This window comes from Paenibacillus sp. FSL M8-0334, assembly GCF_038000405.1.
Taxonomy (GTDB): Bacteria; Bacillota; Bacilli; order Paenibacillales; family Paenibacillaceae; genus Paenibacillus_AQ; species Paenibacillus_AQ campinasensis.
Map to the genome: position 1 here is coordinate 2,793,925 of NZ_JBBOCH010000001.1, position 20,736 is coordinate 2,814,660.

Here is a 20,736-nt window from a genome sequence, read left to right on the forward strand (position 1 = left end):
ATCGCGCGACATGGTATGGACGGCCGAATGCCATAGTCCCGATCACTAAGGGTGAAGCAAGGATGCTCATCACTAACATATTCCAAGGAGGAATTTTATCATGCGTATTAACCACAATATCAGCTCTTACAACACACAGCGTCAACTGACTTTCAACAACACTCAACAAGGCAAATCCCTTGAGAAATTGTCTTCCGGTTACCGTATCAACCGTGCCGCTGACGATGCTGCTGGCTTGGCGATTTCCGAGAAAATGCGTAACCAAATTCGTGGTCTGGAGCAAGCCAACCGTAACGCATTGGATGGCATTTCCCTGATTCAGACCGCTGAAGGTGCATTGAACGAAACTCACGCAATGCTTCAACGTATGGCCGAGCTGTACACGCAAGCAGCGAACGAAGTGTTGACAGATACAGACGCTCAAAAGATTGACGCTGAAATTTCTCAGCTGAGTGAGCAAATCGACTCTATTGCTACACAAACGAAATTCAACACGAAAGAACTGATCAGCGGTACTGTTGCTGGCGAGACATTGACTTTCCAAGTTGGTGCAAACAACGGTGACACCATTACTCTAACACTCGCTGCTGCTGATGGAGCTGCTCTTAGCCTGGATAACCTCACAGCTCTTGATGGCACCAACGCTACTGCTGCTGGTAACCTGGATATCGTTCAAGCTGCAATCGACACAGTTTCCGCGATCCGTTCTGATCTTGGTGCTGTACAAAACCGTCTGGAGCACACAATCAACAACCTCGGAACAACTGCCGAGAACCTGCAAGCTGCTGAATCCCGGATTCGTGACGTTGATATGGCTAAAGAAATGTCCGAATTCACGAAAAACAATATTCTTCAACAAGCTGCGACTGCAATGTTGGCTCAAGCCAATCAGCAACCTCAAGGTGTGCTTCAATTGCTTCGTTAATTTTTATCGCAGCTCATGGAAGCCGGCCGGATTATCCGGTCGGCTTTTTTTACAATGAATATTAAGGGAGTTGCAGTGGATGCGAGTTAATCCAATAAATGAACCCGTGACTTCATCCCATGACTTCAATGTAGGTACTGCTAAGGCACAAGGGGAAGCGGATAGACATAATGATATGACATCAAATCCTAGTCTCTCATTAGGAGACAAATACTTTAATGAACTGATAGAGAAGACCAACAAAAAGCTTGCTTCGCAAGGTACTCATTTGCAGCTGTCTGTTCATGACATGAGCCGTCAAATTGTAGTGAAGGTCGTTGATACGGAAACGGATGAAGTCATCAGGGAGATACCGCCTGAGAAGTTCATAGACCTTGTTTATAATCTTTGCAGACAGGTTGGTCTGATCGTAGATGAAAAGGGATAAACTCAGGAGGTGTGAACAATGATATCACCTATTCGGTTTGGAGGTATCGCCTCGGGGCTAGATACAGATATGCTAGTTAGCCAGCTGATGACTGCAGAAAGAATGCCTCTAAACAAATTAAATCAACAAAAACAGAAGTTGGCATGGAAACGAGAAGCTTACCAGGAAATGAACACCCAACTGACTGCTCTTCGCACGCTAACGGATAAGCTCAGGTTCACTACATCATTTAACAAACAGGCAGCCTCAAGCAGTAATGAATCCGTTATTAAGGCTACATCATCTTCGAATGCTGTTAGTGGAAGCTATAGCATCCAAGTGAATAGCCTGGCTTCGTCAGCACTTGTAACCGGGGACACAACGAATATCAATTTAAAAGATAAAATAGGGGTCTCCTCTGAACAAACGTTCACAATTACCGGTCCTAAGGGCGACATCGAGATTAAAGTGACTCCCGATTCGACATATGAATCTGTTATGAAGCAAGTAAACGCAGCGAATACAGGCGTTAACCTTAGCTTTGACAGCATTAACAAGCGTTTTATGGCGACAACAACTTCTACCGGTGAGTCGGCAGTTCTGAAGGTGGATGATCCTGACGGTGTTCTTCAAAATTTCTTTAAGCTGGATTCAGCCTCTTTTCCCCAGACCGGAAGTAACGCATCAGTTACTATAAACGGAACAACCATGGAGCTGGAGAATAACTCCTTTGAGTTTAATGGCGTACGTTTTGATATTCAAGGAGTGTCGACTTCGGCGGTGTCCGTTACGGTGTCGCAGGATACCCAAAATATTGCCTCCGTCATTAAGGAATTTGTTGAGCAGTATAATGCTCTTGTAGATTCAATTAATGGAGCAACAAAGGCAGTGCCGAATCGGAGCTATGCTCCGCTCACGAGTGAGCAAAAAGAAGGTATGACTGAAAAGCAAATTGAACTCTGGGAATCGAAGGCCAAGACTGGACTTTTATACCGTGATAGTATCTTACAGGAAACACTGACATCTCTTCGGGGGATGCTTCTCCAAAGTGTAGAGGGTCTGCCAGAGGAATTTAATAGTTTGTCGGATATAGGAATCACATTTAAGAAGTTTGTCCCAGGCATGACAGGCGAGTTAGGAAAGCTGGAGTTGGACGAGCAGAAACTCCAAGATGCTATCACGAATAATCCGGAAGCGGTTATGAATCTATTTACCAAGACCACCAGCTTGAAACCGGGCGAGCAGGGTTATGTTGAAGAGGCAGGCTACGGGGACAGGCTCTATAACGCGTTGAATACGAGCATCAATAAAATCATCAAGCAAATCGGTACAACGACGATATCTGACAGTGCGGACAGCAGTATATTCGGTCAACAATTCAGAGATCTTAACAGCAGAATTGACACACTGGAAAACCGCCTTAAGGCCGTGGAGGAACGTTACTATAAGCAGTTTACAGCCATGGAGAAAACATTGCACAAACTAAATTCTCAAGCAAGCTGGATTGCACAGCAGTTAGGCCAATAGTATCGAAATGCCGCCTATTTATGATGGAAACTTACGTTAATAAGGAGAGGTTAACAAATGATGGCACCGACACCCAATTATCAACAACAGTATCTAAAAGCGAAGGTAGAAACCGCTAGCCCCGGTGATTTAACACTCCTGTTATACGAAGAGTTGCATCGTAAATTAAATATGGCAAGGGTACTCTATGAGAAGGGGCAATTTCCAGAAATGATGGATCGGTTGCATGGGGCTCGCTCAATACTGTATGAGTTCATAGCAACACTAAACTTCGAATATGAAATCTCTCATCAATTAAGGCAGCTATATGATTATTATATTCGAAGAATAGGGGATTTTGCAGTGAATAAGGATATCTCTATTCTTGATGAAGTCATTGAGTTTGCGAGAGAGTATACCGATACTTGGAGACAAGCATTGGCCCAAGTCAAAAGTGCTAAAGGTAAATCATGAACCGAGAAGAGATCTTAGAGCAATTGCAGAGCAAATATTCGGAAATTGTAAAGTGCAATCAAATTACCCTCTACTACGAACTTGAGAAGGAAATAGATTCATGTTATGAAGTGCTCCAATCCTCGAGCCAAGATGCCTACAGTGAGAAGGAGCTTAATTTGCTGCAAGAAGTAGCCAGTCTTCATCAAACCATTGTTGGCATGATGGAAGTGAAGAAACAGCAGATGACGAAATTGAATCAACTAGCAAAGGACAATTATGCCCGGACAGCCGTCACAGAGTCATATTTCTTTGATAAACAATCATAAAAGGAGGAGAGTTATGAATAAGAAGTCAATAGCTTTATTGCTTCTTTCCTTTGTTCTGCTTATAAGCGGTGTGCCTGTGCAGCCTGCATCAGCCAGTTCTGCAAGCTATGTCACAGCTACAAAAAGCTTAAATCCATCAAGTATTCTTGTAGGAGGAGAAACTGAAGTTACGTTAAATATTCAGGGAACGCCTCCCGTCAATGTAGTGAAACCGAACGATGTCTTACTGGTCATCGACCGTTCCGGAAGTATGGGAACGGAGAAGATGAACGCTGCTAAATCGGCAGCAAAAGGATTTATTGATTTGATGGATCTGACCCAGCATAGAGTAGGTATTGTTGACTATAGCTCGGATGTAAGATCCTATGACTTAACCACAGATGCAGCGGGTGCCAAGAGCTATATCGATACTTTGTTTGCTAATGGCGGAACGGCTACAGGGGATGCCATTAACGTCTCGACAGAACTGCTTGCTAATCATCGGGATGAAGCACAGCCAGTTATTGTCTTATTGACTGACGGTGAAGCGACAGGTACTGGTGATGGACTGAATGCATTCGATTACGCGCTAAAGAAAGCTAACGAAGCGAAGGACGCGGGGATTGTATTCTATACAATCGCTTTATTAAATGTCGGAGACAATCCGGATAATAGTGCGCCGAATAATTTACTTAAGAACATGGCAACAACTTCTCATCACCATCATTTTGTGCTGGGATCCGTTGGCTTGAGCGCTATTTATGAGGCCATCGTTCAAGAGATTGGTCTTGCCAGCGCGTATGACGTCGTAGTTAAGGATGTTGTGGCTCCTGGCTTTGAGATTGTCCCAGATTCTTATCTCAATAATATTCCAAAACCCGAAGTTGTAGGTAATACGTTAACATGGCGATTCCTCGAGTTAAAGGACGATACCCTTACCTTTACTTACAGTATTCGACAGAAACCTGGAGGAAAGAACGGTACCTTTCCTGTAACAACCACCGAATCTGTGATTACTTATAAAGATTACACAGGATCTTCCAAAACATATAGAATTCCAACGGCAAATCTTGAGGTCACCTATTTGCCGCCTGTGATTGATAGTATTACGCCTGATAAAGGGTTGACTGCCGGTGGAGAGCCGGTAACCATTACAGGCGCCAATTTTAGGGCAAATGCAAAAGTGATGTTCGGAACTAAATTCGCGACAAATGTGGTTGTCGTAAATGAAAACGAGATCACTGCGACTACACCTGACGGAACACAAGGTATGACCCAGGTGAAGGTAATTAATGATGATTCCCAGTCGGACACCATCGATTTTGCTTATTATGCAATACCTGAAATCACAAGTATCACGCCGACAAATGGTCCAATATCAGGGAATACGAATGTAAAGATCTATGGTAAGAACTTCATGAACGGTGTTAAAGTTAAATTCGGAGATCGATATGTAACATCTCTAACCTACTACAACTCCGGGTATTTATATTTACAAACACCTGCAACAGATACTTGGGGAGCTGTAGACGTGGTTATAGAGAATCCGGACGGCACAACCACCGTGCTCGAGGATGGATTCTTTTATGATGAACCTCCTAAATTGACACTTACTGATGTTGCACCTAATGAAGGTCTTACGACTGGAGACGAGATCGTGGTGCTCACTGGAATGGAGTTTAAAGCAGGGGCCAAGGTTTTCTTTGGAGATATTGAGAGTCCTTCTGTGACGGTTAACTCAGCTTCAAGACTTACTGTTAAAACCCCGGTAGCGCCAGAAGGTACTGTGGATGTAAAAGTAGTAAATACGGATGGGGCCGAATCAGTTTTATCACAGGCGTTTACATTTTTACCTCCGCCGCCTCCGAACCCACCCCAAATTACTGCTGTGTCTCCAAACTCCGGTAGGTTGGATGAGTCTACGCTTGTATATGTAGATGGTAAAGACTTTGTTAGTGGAGCCGTCGTTTATTTTGATGAAAATGAAGTTTCAACTAGTTATCTTAGTGATACGAGACTTCGATTCAGAACACCGACTGGCAACGAAGTGAAGTCGGTAGCAATTAAAGTCGTCAATCCAGATGGGCAATCAGATGTTCTAGAGGATGCCTTTAGTTATCTCCCTCCTCCTGAGAAGCCCGATCCGGTCATTAACGGTGTAACGCCAGCGAACGGACCGATGGCAGGAGGAACTTTGATCTACGTTGACGGTGCAAATTATCAGCAGGGGATTCAATTATTTATGGTTCGTGATGGAGTAGAGACACCTCTTTCCGCTGATTATCTCAGCTCCTCTCGTCTCAGACTTCGCACCCCGGCCGTCAACGCGCCTGGAGCTGTCGATTTTAAGGTCGTCAATCCAGATATGAAAGAAGCAACGTTGTTATCAGCGTTTACTTATGATCCGCCACCTGTAATTCCGGCGCCAACAGTTTCTCTGATTTCTCCTTCTGTAGGAAATACGAAAGGTGGAAATATTGTTGAGATAACAGGAGAGAACTTCCAAAGAAATGCAACGGTTAGCTTTGGGGGTTATACAGTAGGATTGCATACGTTTGTAAGCGACACGAAAATCCGGGTAAGAGCACCAGAAGTAACAACAGCTGGAATTGTTGATGTTACAGTGACCAATCCAGATGGTCAGTTTTTTACCGTCAACAATGGGTATACTTTTGAGGAGTTACAGCCTATCATTACCAATGTAAGTCCTTCTAATGGTCCGCTTGCGGGTGGTACGCTAGTATACGTTGATGGCATGTATCTTGAGCCTTCTTTAACCGTTACGTTTAATGGTAATGTTATAAATTATGATTATTTGAGTGCAACTAGAGTTCGATTTAGAACTCCAGCAGGTACAGCACCAGGCCCTGTTGATATCGTGATTACCAATCCAAACGGTAACTCGGCAACTTCACAGTTTACTTATGACGCACCACCTCCAGTTCCTGCACCTACACTGCGGGCACTTTCACCTACCAGCGGTCCTGTCAATGGAGGTACGCTGCTGTATGTAGATGGTTCTAATTTTGTCAGTGGGGCAAAAGTTCATATTGACGGTGTTGAATATTCTGCCGATCTGCTTAGTGCAACTAGACTCAGACTACGCACTCCTAGAGCAAATGCGCCTGGTGCAGTCGAGGTAAGAGTCGTTAATCCTGATGGTCAGCAATCCGGAGCTCTATATTTCGAATATAGATGATGGAAATAGTAATTGATTGGGAAAAGGGTGCTCGTAGAGCGCCCTTTTTTCATATCAGAGAGTCAGCAATGTTTCACTTCCCGCCCCTTGGGTTAATAATATGACAGACATACTCGTTCATTTTTTTGTCTATTGCTGCCGAATTCTGGTGTCGAAGACCTATAGACAATTTCCGACGTTTTTTTTGACGGAAAAAACTGTCTCCGGGGCGATTGACACTGGATAACGCGGGGTGCTATAGTCGGAAATGTGGACGGACAAATTACTGTCACACTTTATTTGACAATGAAGGGAATGTTAGTGCATGCAAGGTAAAGTTAAATGGTTCAACGCAGAAAAAGGTTATGGCTTCATCGAAACTGAAGATGGCGGCGACGTTTTCGTACACTTCTCCGCAATCCAGTCTGAAGGCTTCAAGACCCTGGAAGAAGGACAGTCCGTTGAATTTGAAATCGTTGAAGGAGCACGTGGCCCGCAAGCAGCTAACGTAATCAAATTATAATCATCCCGGCACAGCCGACCTACATAAACATGGTATAGATGGTTAGCAATTGAGGATTCGCTAGCGAGAGACCCTGATTCGTCAGGGTCTTTTTCTGTTTTTTGTAAGCGGTGTCGCGGCGGATGCCCGTCCCGTGTGCGACCGGGGTTCCGCTCACAGCCAGCTCATCGCACACGAATACGAATGATGCCGCCAAGCCACGATTCCTTAGCCGGCCACAAGAGGCGAGTATCCATAACAATGACGCAATCTTTCCACGGCAATCCCCCAATATTTTCCTTTCCATATTATGTGCGAAAATTCACAAAACTGCCTTTTACACAGCATTAACATAATGGTATAATAAGGTTGCAAAGGAGGAGTGCCCTATGCAATTCAGTATTCGAGGTCAACAAATTGAAGTGACCGAAGCTTTGAAGGACTATGTTGACAAGAAGCTCAGCAGACTTGAGAAGTACTTTGATGCACCCCCCGCCTCAGAAGGATACGTTACACTTAGTGTCATTCGAGGATTGCACACAGTGGAAGTGACGATTCCGCTCCCAGGCGTGGTTCTGCGCGCGGAACATCGAAGCGATGATATGTATGCTTCCATTGACGCTGTTGTGGACAAGTTGGAACGTCAGATTCGCAAACACAAGACGAAGCTGAACCGTAAGTTCCGTCAGGAAGGCAGTCTGAAGATGCTGATTGCCGAGAATGACCAGGCCGCAGGGAACGCTGTTCATGAGGACGAACATGAAGAGGACCAGTATCAGGTCGTCCGCACGAAGCGTTTTGCCATGAAGCCGATGGATGTGGAAGAAGCTATTTTACAAATGAACTTGGTTGGACATGACTTTTTCGTTTTCTCAAACATTGACACCAAGGAAGTGAATGTCGTCTACAAGCGTGATGACGGCAAGTATGGACTGATTGAGCAAGGCTAAGCCAAGTGCTGCTAGCTCCCCGCTAGCTGCTATCCATCTGCATGGCCAAGCCGCAGGCTCCATACGCAAGCGACGATAGATTTACCATGACATGAGACTGCAGGATGAGCCTTCACCCGAATGCCGGGTGGGGCTCTTTATTTGAGTTGCAGGATGCGCTTGAAGGCGCTCAGAACAGCTCGCCTGGAAGCAGCAGAAAAATATGGTGTCTCCCGGCTTCGCAACTTTTCATATAATTAAGGCGTCTTAAAGAAGAAGAGAAAATGCCGCTATCTCACTCTTGAAGTAACCCTAATGTTGCGGCATCACATACAAACTGTTACAATTTATGCAAACCCTATTCCGGTGGACGGACTTCAAGAGGCCTGCCAGGAATGGGAAATCATAAGGAATCCATGAATCGATTTCATCATTTAACCCTTTGGCATTTAATGAAGTTGATTCGATCACTTGTTTTGCACGAAAGGGGTTAACCATGCTAGGACTTGTCAAAAAGATTTTCGGCGACACCAACGAGCGTGATGTCAAACGTCTCATGAAGACGGTCGATGTAATCAACCAATTGGAACCGCAGTTTGAGGCGCTCTCGGACGAGCAGCTACGAGCTAAAACAGAAGAGTTCCGCGCACGGATCGAGAAAGGTGAGACGCTGGAGGAACTGCTCCCTGAAGCGTTTGCGACAGTCCGCGAGGCTTCCAAACGGACACTGGGCAAACGTCATTATGATGTCCAGCTAGTCGGAGGTATGGCCCTCCACGAAGGGAAAATCGCTGAAATGAAGACCGGTGAAGGTAAGACCCTGGTGGGTACACTGCCGGTTTATTTGAATGCCCTCCTGGGGAAAGGTGTTCACGTTGTTACCGTCAACGATTATCTGGCGCAGCGTGACAGCTCTGAGATGGGGCAAATATATAACTTCCTGGGCATGACCGTCGGGGTGAACCTGAGCGGCATGGAGCATGCGGAGAAGCAGCATGCGTATGCATGCGATATTACGTATGGAACGAATAATGAATTCGGCTTCGACTATCTCCGCGATAACATGGTGCTGTATAAAGAGCAGATGGTACAGCGTCCGCTGTATTTCTGTATCATTGACGAGGTTGACTCCATTCTGATCGACGAAGCACGGACACCGCTGATCATTTCAGGTCAAGCGCAGAAGTCGACGGAGCTGTACTTTGCGGCAGACCGTTTTGTGAAGCGTCTCGTGCCGGAGGAAGACTACACGGTCGATATCAAGGTCAAGGCCGTTTCGCTGACCGAGAAAGGTGTGGCGGCAGCCGAGCGCGCTTTTGGCATCGACAACCTGTACGACCATAACCATGTAACCTTGAATCACCACATTGTTCAGGCGCTGAAGGCCAATGTCATTATGCGCCGGGATGTCGATTATGTTGTGACGGAAGATGAAATTGTCATCGTCGACGAATTTACGGGCCGCCTGATGGCAGGTCGCCGTTATAGCGATGGTCTCCATCAAGCGATCGAAGCCAAGGAAGGCATTGAAGTTCAGAATGAGAGCATGACGCTTGCGACGATTACGTTCCAGAACTACTTCCGGATGTACCGCAAGCTGGCGGGTATGACAGGGACGGCGAAGACGGAGGAAGAGGAGTTCAAGAAGATCTACGGTCTTGAAGTGCTCCAGATTCCTACCAATAGACCGAACCGTCGTAACGACATGCCGGATGTCGTCTATAAGAGTGTAGACGGCAAGTTCAAGGCCGTTGTTAACGAAATCGTGGAGCGTCACCAGAAGAACCAGCCGGTGCTGGTTGGTACGGTCTCCATCGAGAATTCCGAGCGACTGTCCGAGATGCTCAAGCGCAAGGGCGTTAAGCATAAGGTGTTGAACGCGAAGTATCATGCGGAGGAAGCTGAGATCATCTCCAAGGCGGGCCAGCCAGGCGCGGTTACGATCGCAACGAACATGGCAGGACGCGGTACGGATATTATCTTGGGTGAAGGCGTTCAGGAGATTGGCGGTCTGCACATCATCGGTACAGAGCGCCATGAATCCCGCCGGATCGATAATCAGCTCCGCGGTCGTGCGGGTCGTCAAGGGGATCCGGGCTCGACCCAGTTCTACCTGTCGCTCGGGGATGAACTGATGAAGCGTTTTGGCACTGATAACGTGCTGAACATGATGGAGCGCCTGGGCTTCGAAGAAGACCAGCCGATTGAGAGCAAGATGATTACACGCGCGGTGGAATCGGCTCAGAAGCGGGTAGAAGGCAACAACTTCGACATGCGTAAAGTCGTTCTGCAATATGACGACGTGATGAACCAGCAGCGCGAAATCATCTACAAGCAGCGCCGTGAGATTCTGGAATCCGAGGACATCAAGCAGATCGTCCTGGATATGATCAAGCCTGTTATCCAGCGTGTGGTAGAGGCGCACTGCAGTGACGATATTCCGGAGAACTGGGAACTGCAGGAAGTGGCCGATTACGTTAACAACAAGCTGCTTGATGAGGGCGCGATTACCCGTGAAGATCTGTGGAGCAAAGAGCCGGAAGAGATGGTGGAATACATCTTCGGACGCGTGCTGAGCAAGTATGAGGAACGCGAGCAGGCACTCGGCCATGAAATGGTTCGGGAGTTCGAGAAGGTTATCGTTCTGCGTGCCGTAGACAGTAAGTGGATGGACCATATCGATGCGATGGACCAGCTTCGTCAAGGTATTCATCTCCGTGCTTACGGCGGTACCGATCCGCTGCGTGAATACCAGTTCGAGGGCTTCGAAATGTTTAATGCCATGATTGCGACGATCCAGGAAGAAGTGTCGACCTACATTATGAAGGCACACATCGCTACGAACCAGGAGCGCCAGGCTGTCGTGGACGAGAACAAGGTATCCACCAACAGCGGCAGTGAGCCTGCACAGAAGCGTCCGGTTCAGGTCGGCGATCAGGTGGGCCGTAACGATCCATGTCCATGCGGCAGCGGCAAGAAGTACAAGCATTGTCATGGGCAGAACGCTTAAGTAACCAAGCGTTGTCCCGTATGATGTGAAGTGAATATTGACCCGCGCTTAGGAACGAGCGTGATTACCGGCTCCCTTAAGAGCAGTGGCAATCTTGGCGGCCTTTAAATGGCCTTCTGGATACCGCTGTTCCTTAAGGGAGTTTATGTGAATAAATGGATATTTCGTCACGCTTTTCGTGTAGAACAGGATATACTATAAATCGAAATACGGATTAGAGAAAGGGCGATAAACATATGATCGATCCAAGTGTAAAGCAAGACCTGCGCGAGATTAGCAAGAAACTAACCAACCTTAGGGGGTCTCTTTGACTTAGATTACAAGCAGGAGGTCATTGAGAGCTTAGAAGAAAAGATGGCTGCACCGGATTTCTGGGATGACAATGAGAAGGCCCAGAGCATCATTTCGGAATTGAATGGCGTCAAATCCAGTGTGGAGCAATATCAGAAGCTGCAGCAGGAATATGACGATGCGGTTGTCATGATCGAGCTTGCGGATGAAGAGGGCGACGAATCGCTCAGCGGTGAGCTCGGCGAGTCCGTCAAGGAGCTGGTGAAGCGGGTGGAGGATTTCGAGCTTCAGCTGCTGCTGAATCAGCCCTATGACAAAATGAATGCCATTCTGGAGCTGCACCCGGGCGCTGGCGGAACCGAGTCTCAAGACTGGGGGCAAATGCTGCACCGAATGTATACCCGCTGGGCGGAAAAGCGCGGCTTTAAGGTAGAGACGCTGGATTATCTGCCGGGGGATGAAGCTGGCATCAAGAGCGTGACGCTCCTCATCAAAGGCTTCAACGCCTATGGCTACCTGAAGGCGGAGAAAGGGGTGCACCGTCTCGTACGCATCTCGCCGTTCGACTCTTCCGGTCGGCGCCATACCTCGTTTGTATCCTGTGATGTTGTGCCGGAGATTACGGATGATGTTGAGATCGAAATCCGTACCGAGGATTTGAAGATCGATACGTACCGCGCTAGCGGCGCTGGCGGACAGCATATCAATACAACGGACTCAGCGGTCCGGATCACCCATATCCCGACCGGGATCGTTGTCACCTGTCAGAACGAGCGCTCCCAGATCAAGAACCGCGAGCGCGCGATGACGATGCTTCGCTCCAAGCTGTATGAACGGAAGCTGGAAGAACAGCAGAAGGAACTGGCCGAGATTCGCGGTGAGCAATCTGACATCGCTTGGGGAAGCCAGATCCGTTCGTATGTGTTCCATCCTTACAGTATGGTCAAGGATCACCGGACCCAGGTGGAAACCGGAAATGTCGGTGCGGTGATGGACGGAGATCTGGATGCTTTCATTGATGGTTATTTGCGCAGCCAGATCCGGCACGACGCCGAATAAGACCCCTGAGGAGAGATTTGACCCGTTATGGCCCAATCCGTTCGTAACGCGAATGTTCGCAACCCAAAGAAACGCGAGCCGCTCATCCCGATGAACGGCCCGCTTCGACAGACTGTCGATACTTTGTTTATCATTATCGGCTCATTTATTATGGCCGTATCGTTTAATTTATTCTTTCTGCCGAACCAGATTGCTTCAGGCGGCGTGGCCGGCCTGTCGGTTCTGGCTGAAGCCTGGCTAGGCATCGAGCCGGCCTATACGCAGTGGGGACTCAACATCCCGCTCTTCATTCTGGGCTTCTGGCTGCTGGGCAAGGAGTATGGCATTCGCTCGCTGCTTGGGAGCATCGTGCTCCCGCTATTCGTTTATTTGACGAAGGACTGGCCGGTTCCAACCTCCAATGCCCTGCTGGCCTCCATTTATGGAGGGATCGGCGTCGGGATTGGGATGGGGCTGGTCTATCGCGGACGCGGCTCCACCGGCGGAATGACGATCGTGGCACAGCTCCTGCAGAAATACAGCGGACTCAGCTTCTCCATCAGCGTCGTGCTGATGGACGCAATCGTGATCTCCTTGGCTGCGCTGGTGCTGTCGCCTGAGCAGGCGTTGTTCGCGCTTATCGGTCTTTATGTGACCGGCAAGGTGATCGACGGTATCGAGCTTGGTTTCAGCTTCACCAAGGTCGCATATATTATATCGGATCGTACGGAGCCGATAACAAAAGCCATACTGGAAGATATGGACCGGGGGTTAACAAAGCTGACGGCCGAGGGAGGCTACACCGGCGAGAAGCGAACGGTGCTGATGGTCGTGGTGAGCCAGAGCGAGATTCCGAGGCTGAAGACGGTTGTCCAGTCGGTAGCGCCTGATGCATTTGTCATTATCAGCAATGCGCATGAGGTGCTCGGCGAGGGCTTTCGGGATATTAAAGGATCGTCCTGATCTCCTGGTGAGCGGATGACCACGAACACGCCAGCTTCTATCACGATATGTGCTTTTTGAAGGATCCTTATGATAGGGAAAGTATAGATACAGCTTCTGCAGGCTGACCGCCTGCAGAAGCTGTATTTTTTTGTTTTTATGAATAACCATTGTATTTATATGAATGAGGTCGTATAATAATACATATTTATGAGACGGATAACAGAAATCGATGATCGTTTAGCCTGGCGGCCAGAGCCGCTTGTCGTATACATGCTTGCCCAGCAGTACGTGGAGAGAGGATGAGTCATAATGGTACAAGAGAAGTTGAGAGTTGCAATCGTAGGTTCAACAGGCTACGGCGGAGTGGAGCTGATTCGACTATTGCAGGCGCACCCGAATGTGGAGATCACATCGGTCATTTCTTCGTCCAGCGCAGGTGTGCCGATATCGGAGGGCTTCCCGCATTTAACCCATATCATTGAACGGAATCTGGATGGTGTTGAGCCGGCTGACATTGCCGCTGTGGCCGATGTCGTGTTTACGGCCACTCCTTCGGGCGTCAGTGCCAAGCTCGTTCCGCAGCTGCTGGCGGCGGGGCTGAAGGTCGTTGATTTATCCGGTGACTTCCGCCTCAAGGACGGTAGCGTATATGAAGCATGGTATAAGCACCCGGCGCCGGACAGCGAGTGGCTGGACAAGGCGGTTTACGGGTTAAGCGAAGTATTTGGTAGCGAAGTCACGGGACAGTCCTTCATTTCGAACCCGGGCTGTTACCCGACCGCGACGCTGCTGGGACTTATCCCGGCGCTCAGCGCGGGCTGGATTGACCCGAAGACGCTGATCATTGATGCGAAATCAGGCGTTTCGGGTGCAGGCCGCGGAACGAGCTTGACGACGCATTATGCGGAGATTAACGAAAACTTCAAAGCCTATAAAGTGAATAAGCATCAGCACATTCCTGAAATCGAGCAGGTACTGAGCCAGGTGAGCGGAGCGCCGGTGACGGTTACGTTCACTACTCATCTCGTACCGATGACAAGAGGAATTATGAGTACGATGTACGCATCGCTTCTGGGCACATATACTGAAGATGATTTGATCGAACTGTATCGCCAGTATTATGAAGGACGCCGATTTGTCCGCATCCGCGATAAAGGCGTATGGCCGGCAACGAAAGAGGTTAGCGGGTCCAACTACTGCGATATCGGCTTTTCCGTCGATGCCCGCACCAACCGGGTAACCTTCATATCGGTCATCGATAATGTGGTGAAAGGTGCTGCAGGTCAGGCGATTCAGAACCTCAACTTGATGATGGGATGGGAGGAAAGCCTCGGACTTACGTTTACACCAGTGTATCCGTAAGCGGACGAGGGGACATGAACATGGAACAGAAGCTGTATGCGATCGTTGATGGTGGAAGTATTGTAACGCCGAAAGGATTCAAAGCCGCAGGTTTGCATTGCGGGCTTAAGAAGACGGATCGTCATGATCTCGGGGCCATTGTATGCGACGTGGCTGCAACTGCGGCGGCGGTCTATACGACAAATGCGGTGCAGGCTGCCCCGCTTCAGGTGACGCGGGAGAGCCTCCGCAGCGGCAAGCTGCGGGCGATTGTGGTCAATAGCGGTAATGCGAATGCCTGCACAGGCAAGCAGGGATTGGAGGACGCTTACGTCATGCGTTCGAGCGCTGCTGAGCAGTTTGACGTGGCAGAGGACGATGTGGCCGTTGCTTCGACAGGCGTTATCGGCGAGCTTCTCCCGATGGACCGGGTGACCTCGGGCATTACCGGGCTGCCTGCCCGCCTCAGCGGGGATGCGGAAGGCGCTGAAGCGTTCAGCCAGGCGATTTTGACAACGGATCTGGTGAAGAAGGAAGCCTGCGTCACCGTCAAGGTGAACGGAGTCGATGTGACCATCGGCGGTGCGGCCAAAGGCTCCGGCATGATTCATCCCAATATGGCAACAATGCTTGGGTTCGTGACGACCGATGCGGTTATCGATCAGGAAGCGCTGCAGCAGCTGCTGCGCGATACAACCAATACAACCTTTAATATGATTACGGTAGATGGAGATACGAGCACGAATGACATGCTGATTGCAATGGCGAGCGGCCTTGCAGGCAACGAACCGCTAACGCCGGCTCATCCGGACTGGGAGGCCTTTGCGGCCGGATTCCATGATGTGTGCCGGGTGCTGGCGATGGCGATTGCCCGTGACGGCGAAGGGGCCTCGAAGCTGATCGAAGTGCGGGTCAAAGGCGCAGAGTGCGACGAGGACGCGCAGGCGATTGCGAAGACCGTGATCGGCTCGAGCCTGGTCAAATCGGCGATGTTTGGCGCGGACGCCAACTGGGGCCGAATTATTGCAGCCGTCGGGCGCGCAGGACGTCCAGTGAACCCGGAGACGGTGGACATTCACATCGGCCCGATCCATGTGCTGGAGCAGTCCAGACCGGTTCCTTTTGACGAGGAGGCTGCGCTTGCCTACCTGCAGGGCAGCATGGTGGAAATTAACGTGGACCTGCATATCGGAAGCGGCAGTGCAACTGCGTGGGGCTGCGACCTCACATACGACTATGTGCGGATTAATGCGGCATACCGGACATAATAGGCCGGTCAAGGCAACGGGGAAGCGGCGATATCGAGAGACGATATTGAGATCAGATTACGCGTGAGAACCTAAATTCACGGGTATGAAATATGGAAACAGCTTAACAAGTTCGGATCAGGAGGGGACGAAACATGAAAAGTGTGACAGAACACCAGGAGCAGCAGCAGGGGGCTGTAGCCGCCGGCGGGACGTTTGTCATGAAATGCGGGGGCAGCACGCTGGCTGCCCTTCCGGATAGCTTTTTCGAGGATTTGGAGAAGCTGCAGCAGCAGGGAGTCCATGCGGTCATCGTTCATGGCGGCGGACCTGCCATCTCTGGCAATCTGGAGAAGCTGGGCATCGAGACGGAGTTCGTGAACGGACTTCGGAAAACGACGGAAGAGGTGCTGGACGTGGTCGAGATGGTGCTTGCAGGCACCATTAACAAGCAGATCGTGCGCCGAATCCAGCGTGCGGGCGGCCAGGCGATCGGTCTGTCAGGCTCCGATGGCGCGCTCATTCAGGCAAAGCCAGTGACGAATCATGAGGAGGTCGGCTTTGTAGGCGATGTTACTGATGTAAAGTCCCCGATCCTGACGGGCATGATGGATATGGGGTATATCCCGGTTGTAGCGCCGATTGGCGTGGACGCTGCAGGACAGCGATACAACATTAATGCCGATACGGCGGCAGGGGCAGTGGCCTCTCATCTCGGCGTGCAGCAGATGATCGTGGTTACTGACGTGCCGGGCATCCTGAAAGGATCCGGAAGCGAGAAGCGGGTACTTCCTTCCGTGACCGTCCAACAGATCGAGGATATGATCGGAACGGGTGAAATCTACGGCGGCATGATTCCGAAGGTCAGAGCAGCGATCAGCTGCATCCATGGCCAGGTGCGCGAGGTCGTGATCGTGGACGGAAGCGAGCCGAATGTGCTGAGCCGCGTGCTGGCAGGGGAGAAGCTCGGTACACGCATTGTGCGGATGTAAATGCAGGCGGAATTATTTCATACATCATTAAACCATTGAAAGCCGAAGGAGCGTGGAGGGTCATGGGAAAAGAAAGCTCGTTGTTCCAAACGTATGCGAGATATCCGATCAGTCTGGTGAAAGGGGAAGGCAGCTGGCTATGGGATGACCAGGGGAACAAATACCTGGACTTTATGTCAGGCCTGGCGGTGACCAATCTCGGTCATGCCCCTGCCAAGGTCAAGGAGAAGCTGAAGGGACAGCTGGATGAGCTGTGGCATGTATCCAATCTGTTCCATATTCCGGGCCAGGAAAAAGCGGCCGAGCTGCTGACGGCAAATACGTGCGCGGATGCGGTCTTTTTCTGCAACAGCGGGGCAGAGGCGAATGAAGCCGCCATCAAGCTGGCGCGCCGCTATCACCAGAAAGTGAAGGGAACGCAGCGCTTTGAGATCATCACTTTCGCGCAATCCTTCCATGGACGCACGTTGGCAACGTTGACCGCGACCGGTCAGGACAAGGTGAAGGACGGATTTCTTCCGCTTCCAGCCGGCTTCAAGACGGTGCCGCTGCATGATCTTCCGGCACTGGAGGCAGCGATTACGAAGGATACGGCGGCGATCATGCTGGAGATGGTCTTGGCCGAAGGCGGCGTGCATCCGGTGGATCCGGAGTTTCTGAAGGCGGTCAGCGAGCTGTGCAAGCAGCATGGCCTGCTTCTCATCGCCGACGAGGTTCAGACCGGCATGGGGCGTACAGGCAAGCTGTTCGCGCATGAGCATTACGGGATTGAGCCGGATATCTTCACGGTGGCCAAAGGCCTCGGCTCCGGCTTTCCGGTAGGCGCCATGCTCGGCAAGGGCTTCCTGCGTGAAGCCTTCACGGCGGGGAGCCACGCCTCCACCTTCGGCGGCACGCCGCTGGCAAGCGCAGTGGTCACTGCCACCATCGAAACGATGCTGGAGGATCAGGTGCCGCAGCGAGCGGCAGAAGCGGGCGAGTACTTAATGGGCAAGCTGAACGAGAAGCTGGGCAGCCATCCTTTTGTCAAAGCGATCCGGGGCAAGGGTCTTCTGATCGGGATGGAATGCGCGGAGCCGGTCGGTGAGCTGGTGCTGAAAGGTCAAAGCCGGGGGCTGCTGTTTGTCACAGCCGGACCGAACGTGATCCGTCTGCTCCCTAATCTGTATGTCACCCGTGAGGAGATGGATCAGGCAGTCGAACTGCTGGCTACACTCATTCAGGAGCATACGGCGGTTAACCAGGCATAGAGAGTCGTGATACAATGAGAACATCGATTAGATACAGCAAGGAGGATGCAGTTTATGGCCGCTAGCGGACAAGTGCAGCAATTGAACCTGAAAGGGCGCGACATGATCGAGCTGGACGATTATTCAACCGAGGAAATCCAGTATCTGCTTGACTCGGCGATAGAGCTCAAGCGCAAACAGAAGAGCGGAGAGGTGTACCAGCCGCTGAAGGGAAAGACGATCGGACTGATCTTTGAGAAGTCGTCCACACGGACGCGGGTTTCGTTCGAAGCCGGTATGTTCCAGCTTGGCGGACACGCGCTGTTCCTGAGCAAAAACGACATTCAGCTCGGGCGCGGAGAACCGATCAGCGACACGGCCCAGGTCATGTCCCGCTATTTGGACGGCATCATGATCCGCACATTTGGCCATGACAATGTGGTCAATCTGGCGAAATATGCTTCGATCCCGGTCATTAACGGGCTGAGCGACATGGCGCATCCTTGCCAGGTGCTGGCTGACCTGCAGACGGTGCTGGAGCATAAGGGCAAGCTGAAGGGGCTGAAGATGGCCTTCATCGGGGACGGCAACAACATGGCCCACTCCCTCCTGATCGGCGGGGCGAAGATGGGGATGCATGTGGCTGTCGCAAGTCCGGAGGGCTACCAGCCGGATGCCGGCATCGTGCAGCTGAGCCGTGAGATTGCAGCCGAGTGCGGCGGTCAGATTACGGTGACCCAGGACCCGATCGAGGCGGCCAAGGATGCCGATGTTGTATATACGGATGTGTGGGCAAGCATGGGCTTTGAAGAGGAGCAGGCGCAGCGGGAAGCGGCCTTTGCCAACTATCAGGTGAATGAGGATCTCGTCAAGGCTGCGAAGCCGGATTATCTGTTCCTGCACTGCCTGCCAGCCCATCGCGGGGAAGAGGTCAGTGAAGGCGTGATCGACGGACCGAATTCCGTCATTTTTGATCAGGCGGAGAATCGCCTTCATGCGCAGAAAGCGCTGATGGTTGCTTTGATGGGATAATAAGCTAGAACGATCGTAAGAACATCGGCTGCTGGTCTGCAACAGCAACAGGCTGAATACGATGGCGGCACGAACGACGGATAAGATGAGATTCTGATGAGATTTTGAAGTAACAGGGAGAGGGAGTTTGGATAAGATGGCTAAACAAAAAATCGTACTGGCGTATTCGGGCGGTCTCGACACGTCGGTCATTCTGAAATGGCTGAAGGAAACCTACGACGCAGAGATTATTGCGTTCACCGCGGATATCGGGCAAAAGGAAGAGCTGGACGGCCTGGAGGAAAAGGCGCTTGCGACCGGTGCTTCCAAAGTGTATATCGACGACCTGCGGGATGAGTTTGCCAATGACTTCATCTTCCCGATGTTCCAGGCGGGCGCGATGTATGAAGGGCAGTATCTTCTCGGTACAAGCATCGCCCGTCCGCTGATTGCCAAGCGCATGGTAGACATTGCCCGTGCGGAAGGAGCAACTGCGATCGCGCACGGCGCGACTGGCAAAGGGAATGACCAGGTTCGCTTTGAGCTTGGCGCGGCAGCGCTGGCGCCGGAGATTGATGTCATCGCGCCATGGCGGCTGGAGGAGTTCCGCAACCAGTTCCCGGGTCGCGCAGAGATGATCGCTTATGCGGAAGCCCACGGCATTCCGGTAACGGCTTCTGCAGCGAAGCCGTACTCCATGGACCGCAACCTGCTTCATATCAGCTATGAGAGCGGCGTGCTGGAGGATCCATGGTTTGATGCAAGCGCTGAGGAGAACAAGGATATGTACCTGCTCAGCGTGTCGCCGGAGGATGCGCCGAATGAGCCTGAATACGTTGAGCTTGAGTTCAAGCAGGGGAACGTCGTTGCGATCAATGGCGAGTCGTTGACGCCGCTTCAGGTCATGGAGAAGTTGAACGAGCTTGGCGGCAAGCACGGCATCGGTCGGGTGGATATGGTGGAGAACCGCTTTGTGGGCATGAAGAGCCGGGGCGTGTACGAGACACCGGGCGGAACGATTCTGTTCACCGCGCACCGCAAGATGGAGTCGATCACGATGGACCGCGAGGTGATGAACCTGCGGGACAGCCTGATCACACGCTACAGCACGCTGGTGTACAACGGCTTCTGGTTCGCGCCGGAGCGGCTGGCCATTCAGGCGCTGGTTACAGAGAGCCAGAAGAATGTCAGCGGTACGGTTCGCCTGAAGCTGTACAAAGGCAACATCATCGGCGCTGGTGTGAAAAGCCCGGTCAGCCTGTACAATCCGGACATCGCAACGATGGAGGCGGATCCGACGCAGGCCTACGACCAAGGCGATGCTACAGGCTTCATCCGTTTGAACGCCCTGCGGCTTAAAGTAGCCGCCGGTGTCGATCAGAATCAATAACGAACGAGTTTCGTGCCGGAATCGCGAAGATACAA

At 50.8% G+C, this 20,736-nt stretch carries 17 protein-coding genes; all 17 read left to right on the forward strand.

Annotated elements, in window-relative coordinates:
• The first annotated feature begins 100 nt into the window (after positions 1–100).
• The 17 genes from MKX64_RS12210 (at position 101) to MKX64_RS12290 (ending at position 20,701) form a co-directional block, all read left to right on the forward strand.
• Positions 101–925 carry a flagellin N-terminal helical domain-containing protein gene (locus tag MKX64_RS12210; protein WP_095267042.1) on the forward strand — a complete coding sequence of 275 codons (825 nt, stop codon included), beginning with the start codon at positions 101–103 and terminating at the stop codon, positions 923–925.
• A 79-nt stretch (positions 926–1,004) separates the two neighbouring features.
• Positions 1,005–1,352, forward strand: coding sequence for a flagellar protein FlaG (locus tag MKX64_RS12215; RefSeq protein WP_095267041.1), 348 nt, complete (start codon positions 1,005–1,007; stop codon positions 1,350–1,352).
• A gap of 18 nt (positions 1,353–1,370) precedes the next feature.
• On the forward strand, positions 1,371–2,858 hold the full coding sequence (fliD, locus tag MKX64_RS12220) for a flagellar filament capping protein FliD (protein ID WP_095267039.1): 1,488 nt from the start codon (positions 1,371–1,373) through the stop codon (positions 2,856–2,858).
• Positions 2,859–2,915: 57 nt separating this feature from the next.
• On the forward strand, positions 2,916–3,311 hold the full coding sequence (fliS, locus tag MKX64_RS12225) for a flagellar export chaperone FliS (RefSeq protein WP_244908261.1): 396 nt from the start codon (positions 2,916–2,918) through the stop codon (positions 3,309–3,311).
• Entirely contained in the window at positions 3,308–3,619 is a 312-nt protein-coding gene (locus MKX64_RS12230; protein WP_095267038.1) for a hypothetical protein, read from the forward strand. The genes fliS and MKX64_RS12230 overlap by 4 nt, the downstream gene beginning before the upstream one ends.
• Positions 3,620–3,632: 13 nt before the next feature.
• A complete protein-coding gene (locus tag MKX64_RS12235; protein ID WP_176475559.1) occupies positions 3,633–6,797 on the forward strand; it encodes an IPT/TIG domain-containing protein in 3,165 nt (1,054 codons plus the stop codon).
• A gap of 304 nt (positions 6,798–7,101) precedes the next feature.
• Entirely contained in the window at positions 7,102–7,299 is a 198-nt protein-coding gene (locus MKX64_RS12240; RefSeq protein ID WP_009594275.1) for a cold shock domain-containing protein, read from the forward strand.
• A 368-nt stretch (positions 7,300–7,667) separates the two neighbouring features.
• Positions 7,668–8,228 carry a ribosome hibernation-promoting factor, HPF/YfiA family gene (hpf, locus tag MKX64_RS12245; RefSeq protein WP_095267035.1) on the forward strand — a complete coding sequence of 187 codons (561 nt, stop codon included), beginning with the start codon at positions 7,668–7,670 and terminating at the stop codon, positions 8,226–8,228.
• Between the two features lie 475 nt (positions 8,229–8,703).
• A complete protein-coding gene (gene secA, locus MKX64_RS12250; RefSeq protein ID WP_095398388.1) occupies positions 8,704–11,217 on the forward strand; it encodes a preprotein translocase subunit SecA in 2,514 nt (837 codons plus the stop codon).
• A 236-nt stretch (positions 11,218–11,453) separates the two neighbouring features.
• Positions 11,454–12,567 (forward strand): peptide chain release factor 2 gene (prfB, locus tag MKX64_RS12255; RefSeq protein WP_141235842.1). Its coding sequence is split into 2 segments (ribosomal slippage): positions 11,454–11,525 and positions 11,527–12,567, totalling 1,113 coding nucleotides; the frame shifts between segments, so codons are not numbered across the junction.
• Between the two features lie 27 nt (positions 12,568–12,594).
• Positions 12,595–13,509 carry a YitT family protein gene (locus MKX64_RS12260; RefSeq protein ID WP_341035959.1) on the forward strand — a complete coding sequence of 305 codons (915 nt, stop codon included), beginning with the start codon at positions 12,595–12,597 and terminating at the stop codon, positions 13,507–13,509.
• 291 nt (positions 13,510–13,800) lie between these two features.
• Complete coding sequence (gene argC / locus MKX64_RS12265) at positions 13,801–14,853, forward strand: N-acetyl-gamma-glutamyl-phosphate reductase (protein ID WP_341035961.1); 1,053 nt, start codon at positions 13,801–13,803, stop codon at positions 14,851–14,853.
• A 20-nt stretch (positions 14,854–14,873) separates the two neighbouring features.
• Positions 14,874–16,100, forward strand: coding sequence for a bifunctional glutamate N-acetyltransferase/amino-acid acetyltransferase ArgJ (gene argJ / locus MKX64_RS12270; RefSeq protein WP_095267025.1), 1,227 nt, complete (start codon positions 14,874–14,876; stop codon positions 16,098–16,100).
• A gap of 134 nt (positions 16,101–16,234) precedes the next feature.
• A complete protein-coding gene (gene argB, locus MKX64_RS12275) occupies positions 16,235–17,071 on the forward strand; it encodes an acetylglutamate kinase (protein WP_341035964.1) in 837 nt (278 codons plus the stop codon).
• 62 nt (positions 17,072–17,133) lie between these two features.
• Complete coding sequence (locus MKX64_RS12280) at positions 17,134–18,321, forward strand: acetylornithine transaminase (RefSeq protein ID WP_095398394.1); 1,188 nt, start codon at positions 17,134–17,136, stop codon at positions 18,319–18,321.
• Between the two features lie 54 nt (positions 18,322–18,375).
• Positions 18,376–19,332, forward strand: a complete 957-nt coding sequence (gene argF / locus MKX64_RS12285) for an ornithine carbamoyltransferase (protein WP_341035969.1) — start codon at positions 18,376–18,378, stop codon at positions 19,330–19,332.
• 136 nt (positions 19,333–19,468) lie between these two features.
• Positions 19,469–20,701 carry an argininosuccinate synthase gene (locus MKX64_RS12290; RefSeq protein WP_095398396.1) on the forward strand — a complete coding sequence of 411 codons (1,233 nt, stop codon included), beginning with the start codon at positions 19,469–19,471 and terminating at the stop codon, positions 20,699–20,701.
• Positions 20,702–20,736: the final 35 nt, after the last annotated feature.

Excerpts from the sequence above, each read along its gene's own strand:
- MKX64_RS12210 (WP_095267042.1), top strand. The coding sequence starts at position 101 with ATGCGTATTAACCACAATATCAGCTCTTACAACACACAGCGTCAACTG.
- MKX64_RS12215 (WP_095267041.1), top strand. The coding sequence starts at position 1,005 with ATGCGAGTTAATCCAATAAATGAACCCGTGACTTCATCCCATGACTTC.
- fliD (WP_095267039.1), top strand. The coding sequence starts at position 1,371 with ATGATATCACCTATTCGGTTTGGAGGTATCGCCTCGGGGCTAGATACA.
- fliS (WP_244908261.1), top strand. The coding sequence starts at position 2,916 with ATGATGGCACCGACACCCAATTATCAACAACAGTATCTAAAAGCGAAG.
- MKX64_RS12230 (WP_095267038.1), top strand. The coding sequence starts at position 3,308 with ATGAACCGAGAAGAGATCTTAGAGCAATTGCAGAGCAAATATTCGGAA.
- MKX64_RS12235 (WP_176475559.1), top strand. The coding sequence starts at position 3,633 with ATGAATAAGAAGTCAATAGCTTTATTGCTTCTTTCCTTTGTTCTGCTT.
- MKX64_RS12240 (WP_009594275.1), top strand. The coding sequence starts at position 7,102 with ATGCAAGGTAAAGTTAAATGGTTCAACGCAGAAAAAGGTTATGGCTTC.
- hpf (WP_095267035.1), top strand. The coding sequence starts at position 7,668 with ATGCAATTCAGTATTCGAGGTCAACAAATTGAAGTGACCGAAGCTTTG.
- secA (WP_095398388.1), top strand. The coding sequence starts at position 8,704 with ATGCTAGGACTTGTCAAAAAGATTTTCGGCGACACCAACGAGCGTGAT.
- MKX64_RS12260 (WP_341035959.1), top strand. The coding sequence starts at position 12,595 with ATGGCCCAATCCGTTCGTAACGCGAATGTTCGCAACCCAAAGAAACGC.
- argC (WP_341035961.1), top strand. The coding sequence starts at position 13,801 with ATGGTACAAGAGAAGTTGAGAGTTGCAATCGTAGGTTCAACAGGCTAC.
- argJ (WP_095267025.1), top strand. The coding sequence starts at position 14,874 with ATGGAACAGAAGCTGTATGCGATCGTTGATGGTGGAAGTATTGTAACG.
- argB (WP_341035964.1), top strand. The coding sequence starts at position 16,235 with ATGAAAAGTGTGACAGAACACCAGGAGCAGCAGCAGGGGGCTGTAGCC.
- MKX64_RS12280 (WP_095398394.1), top strand. The coding sequence starts at position 17,134 with ATGGGAAAAGAAAGCTCGTTGTTCCAAACGTATGCGAGATATCCGATC.
- argF (WP_341035969.1), top strand. The coding sequence starts at position 18,376 with ATGGCCGCTAGCGGACAAGTGCAGCAATTGAACCTGAAAGGGCGCGAC.
- MKX64_RS12290 (WP_095398396.1), top strand. The coding sequence starts at position 19,469 with ATGGCTAAACAAAAAATCGTACTGGCGTATTCGGGCGGTCTCGACACG.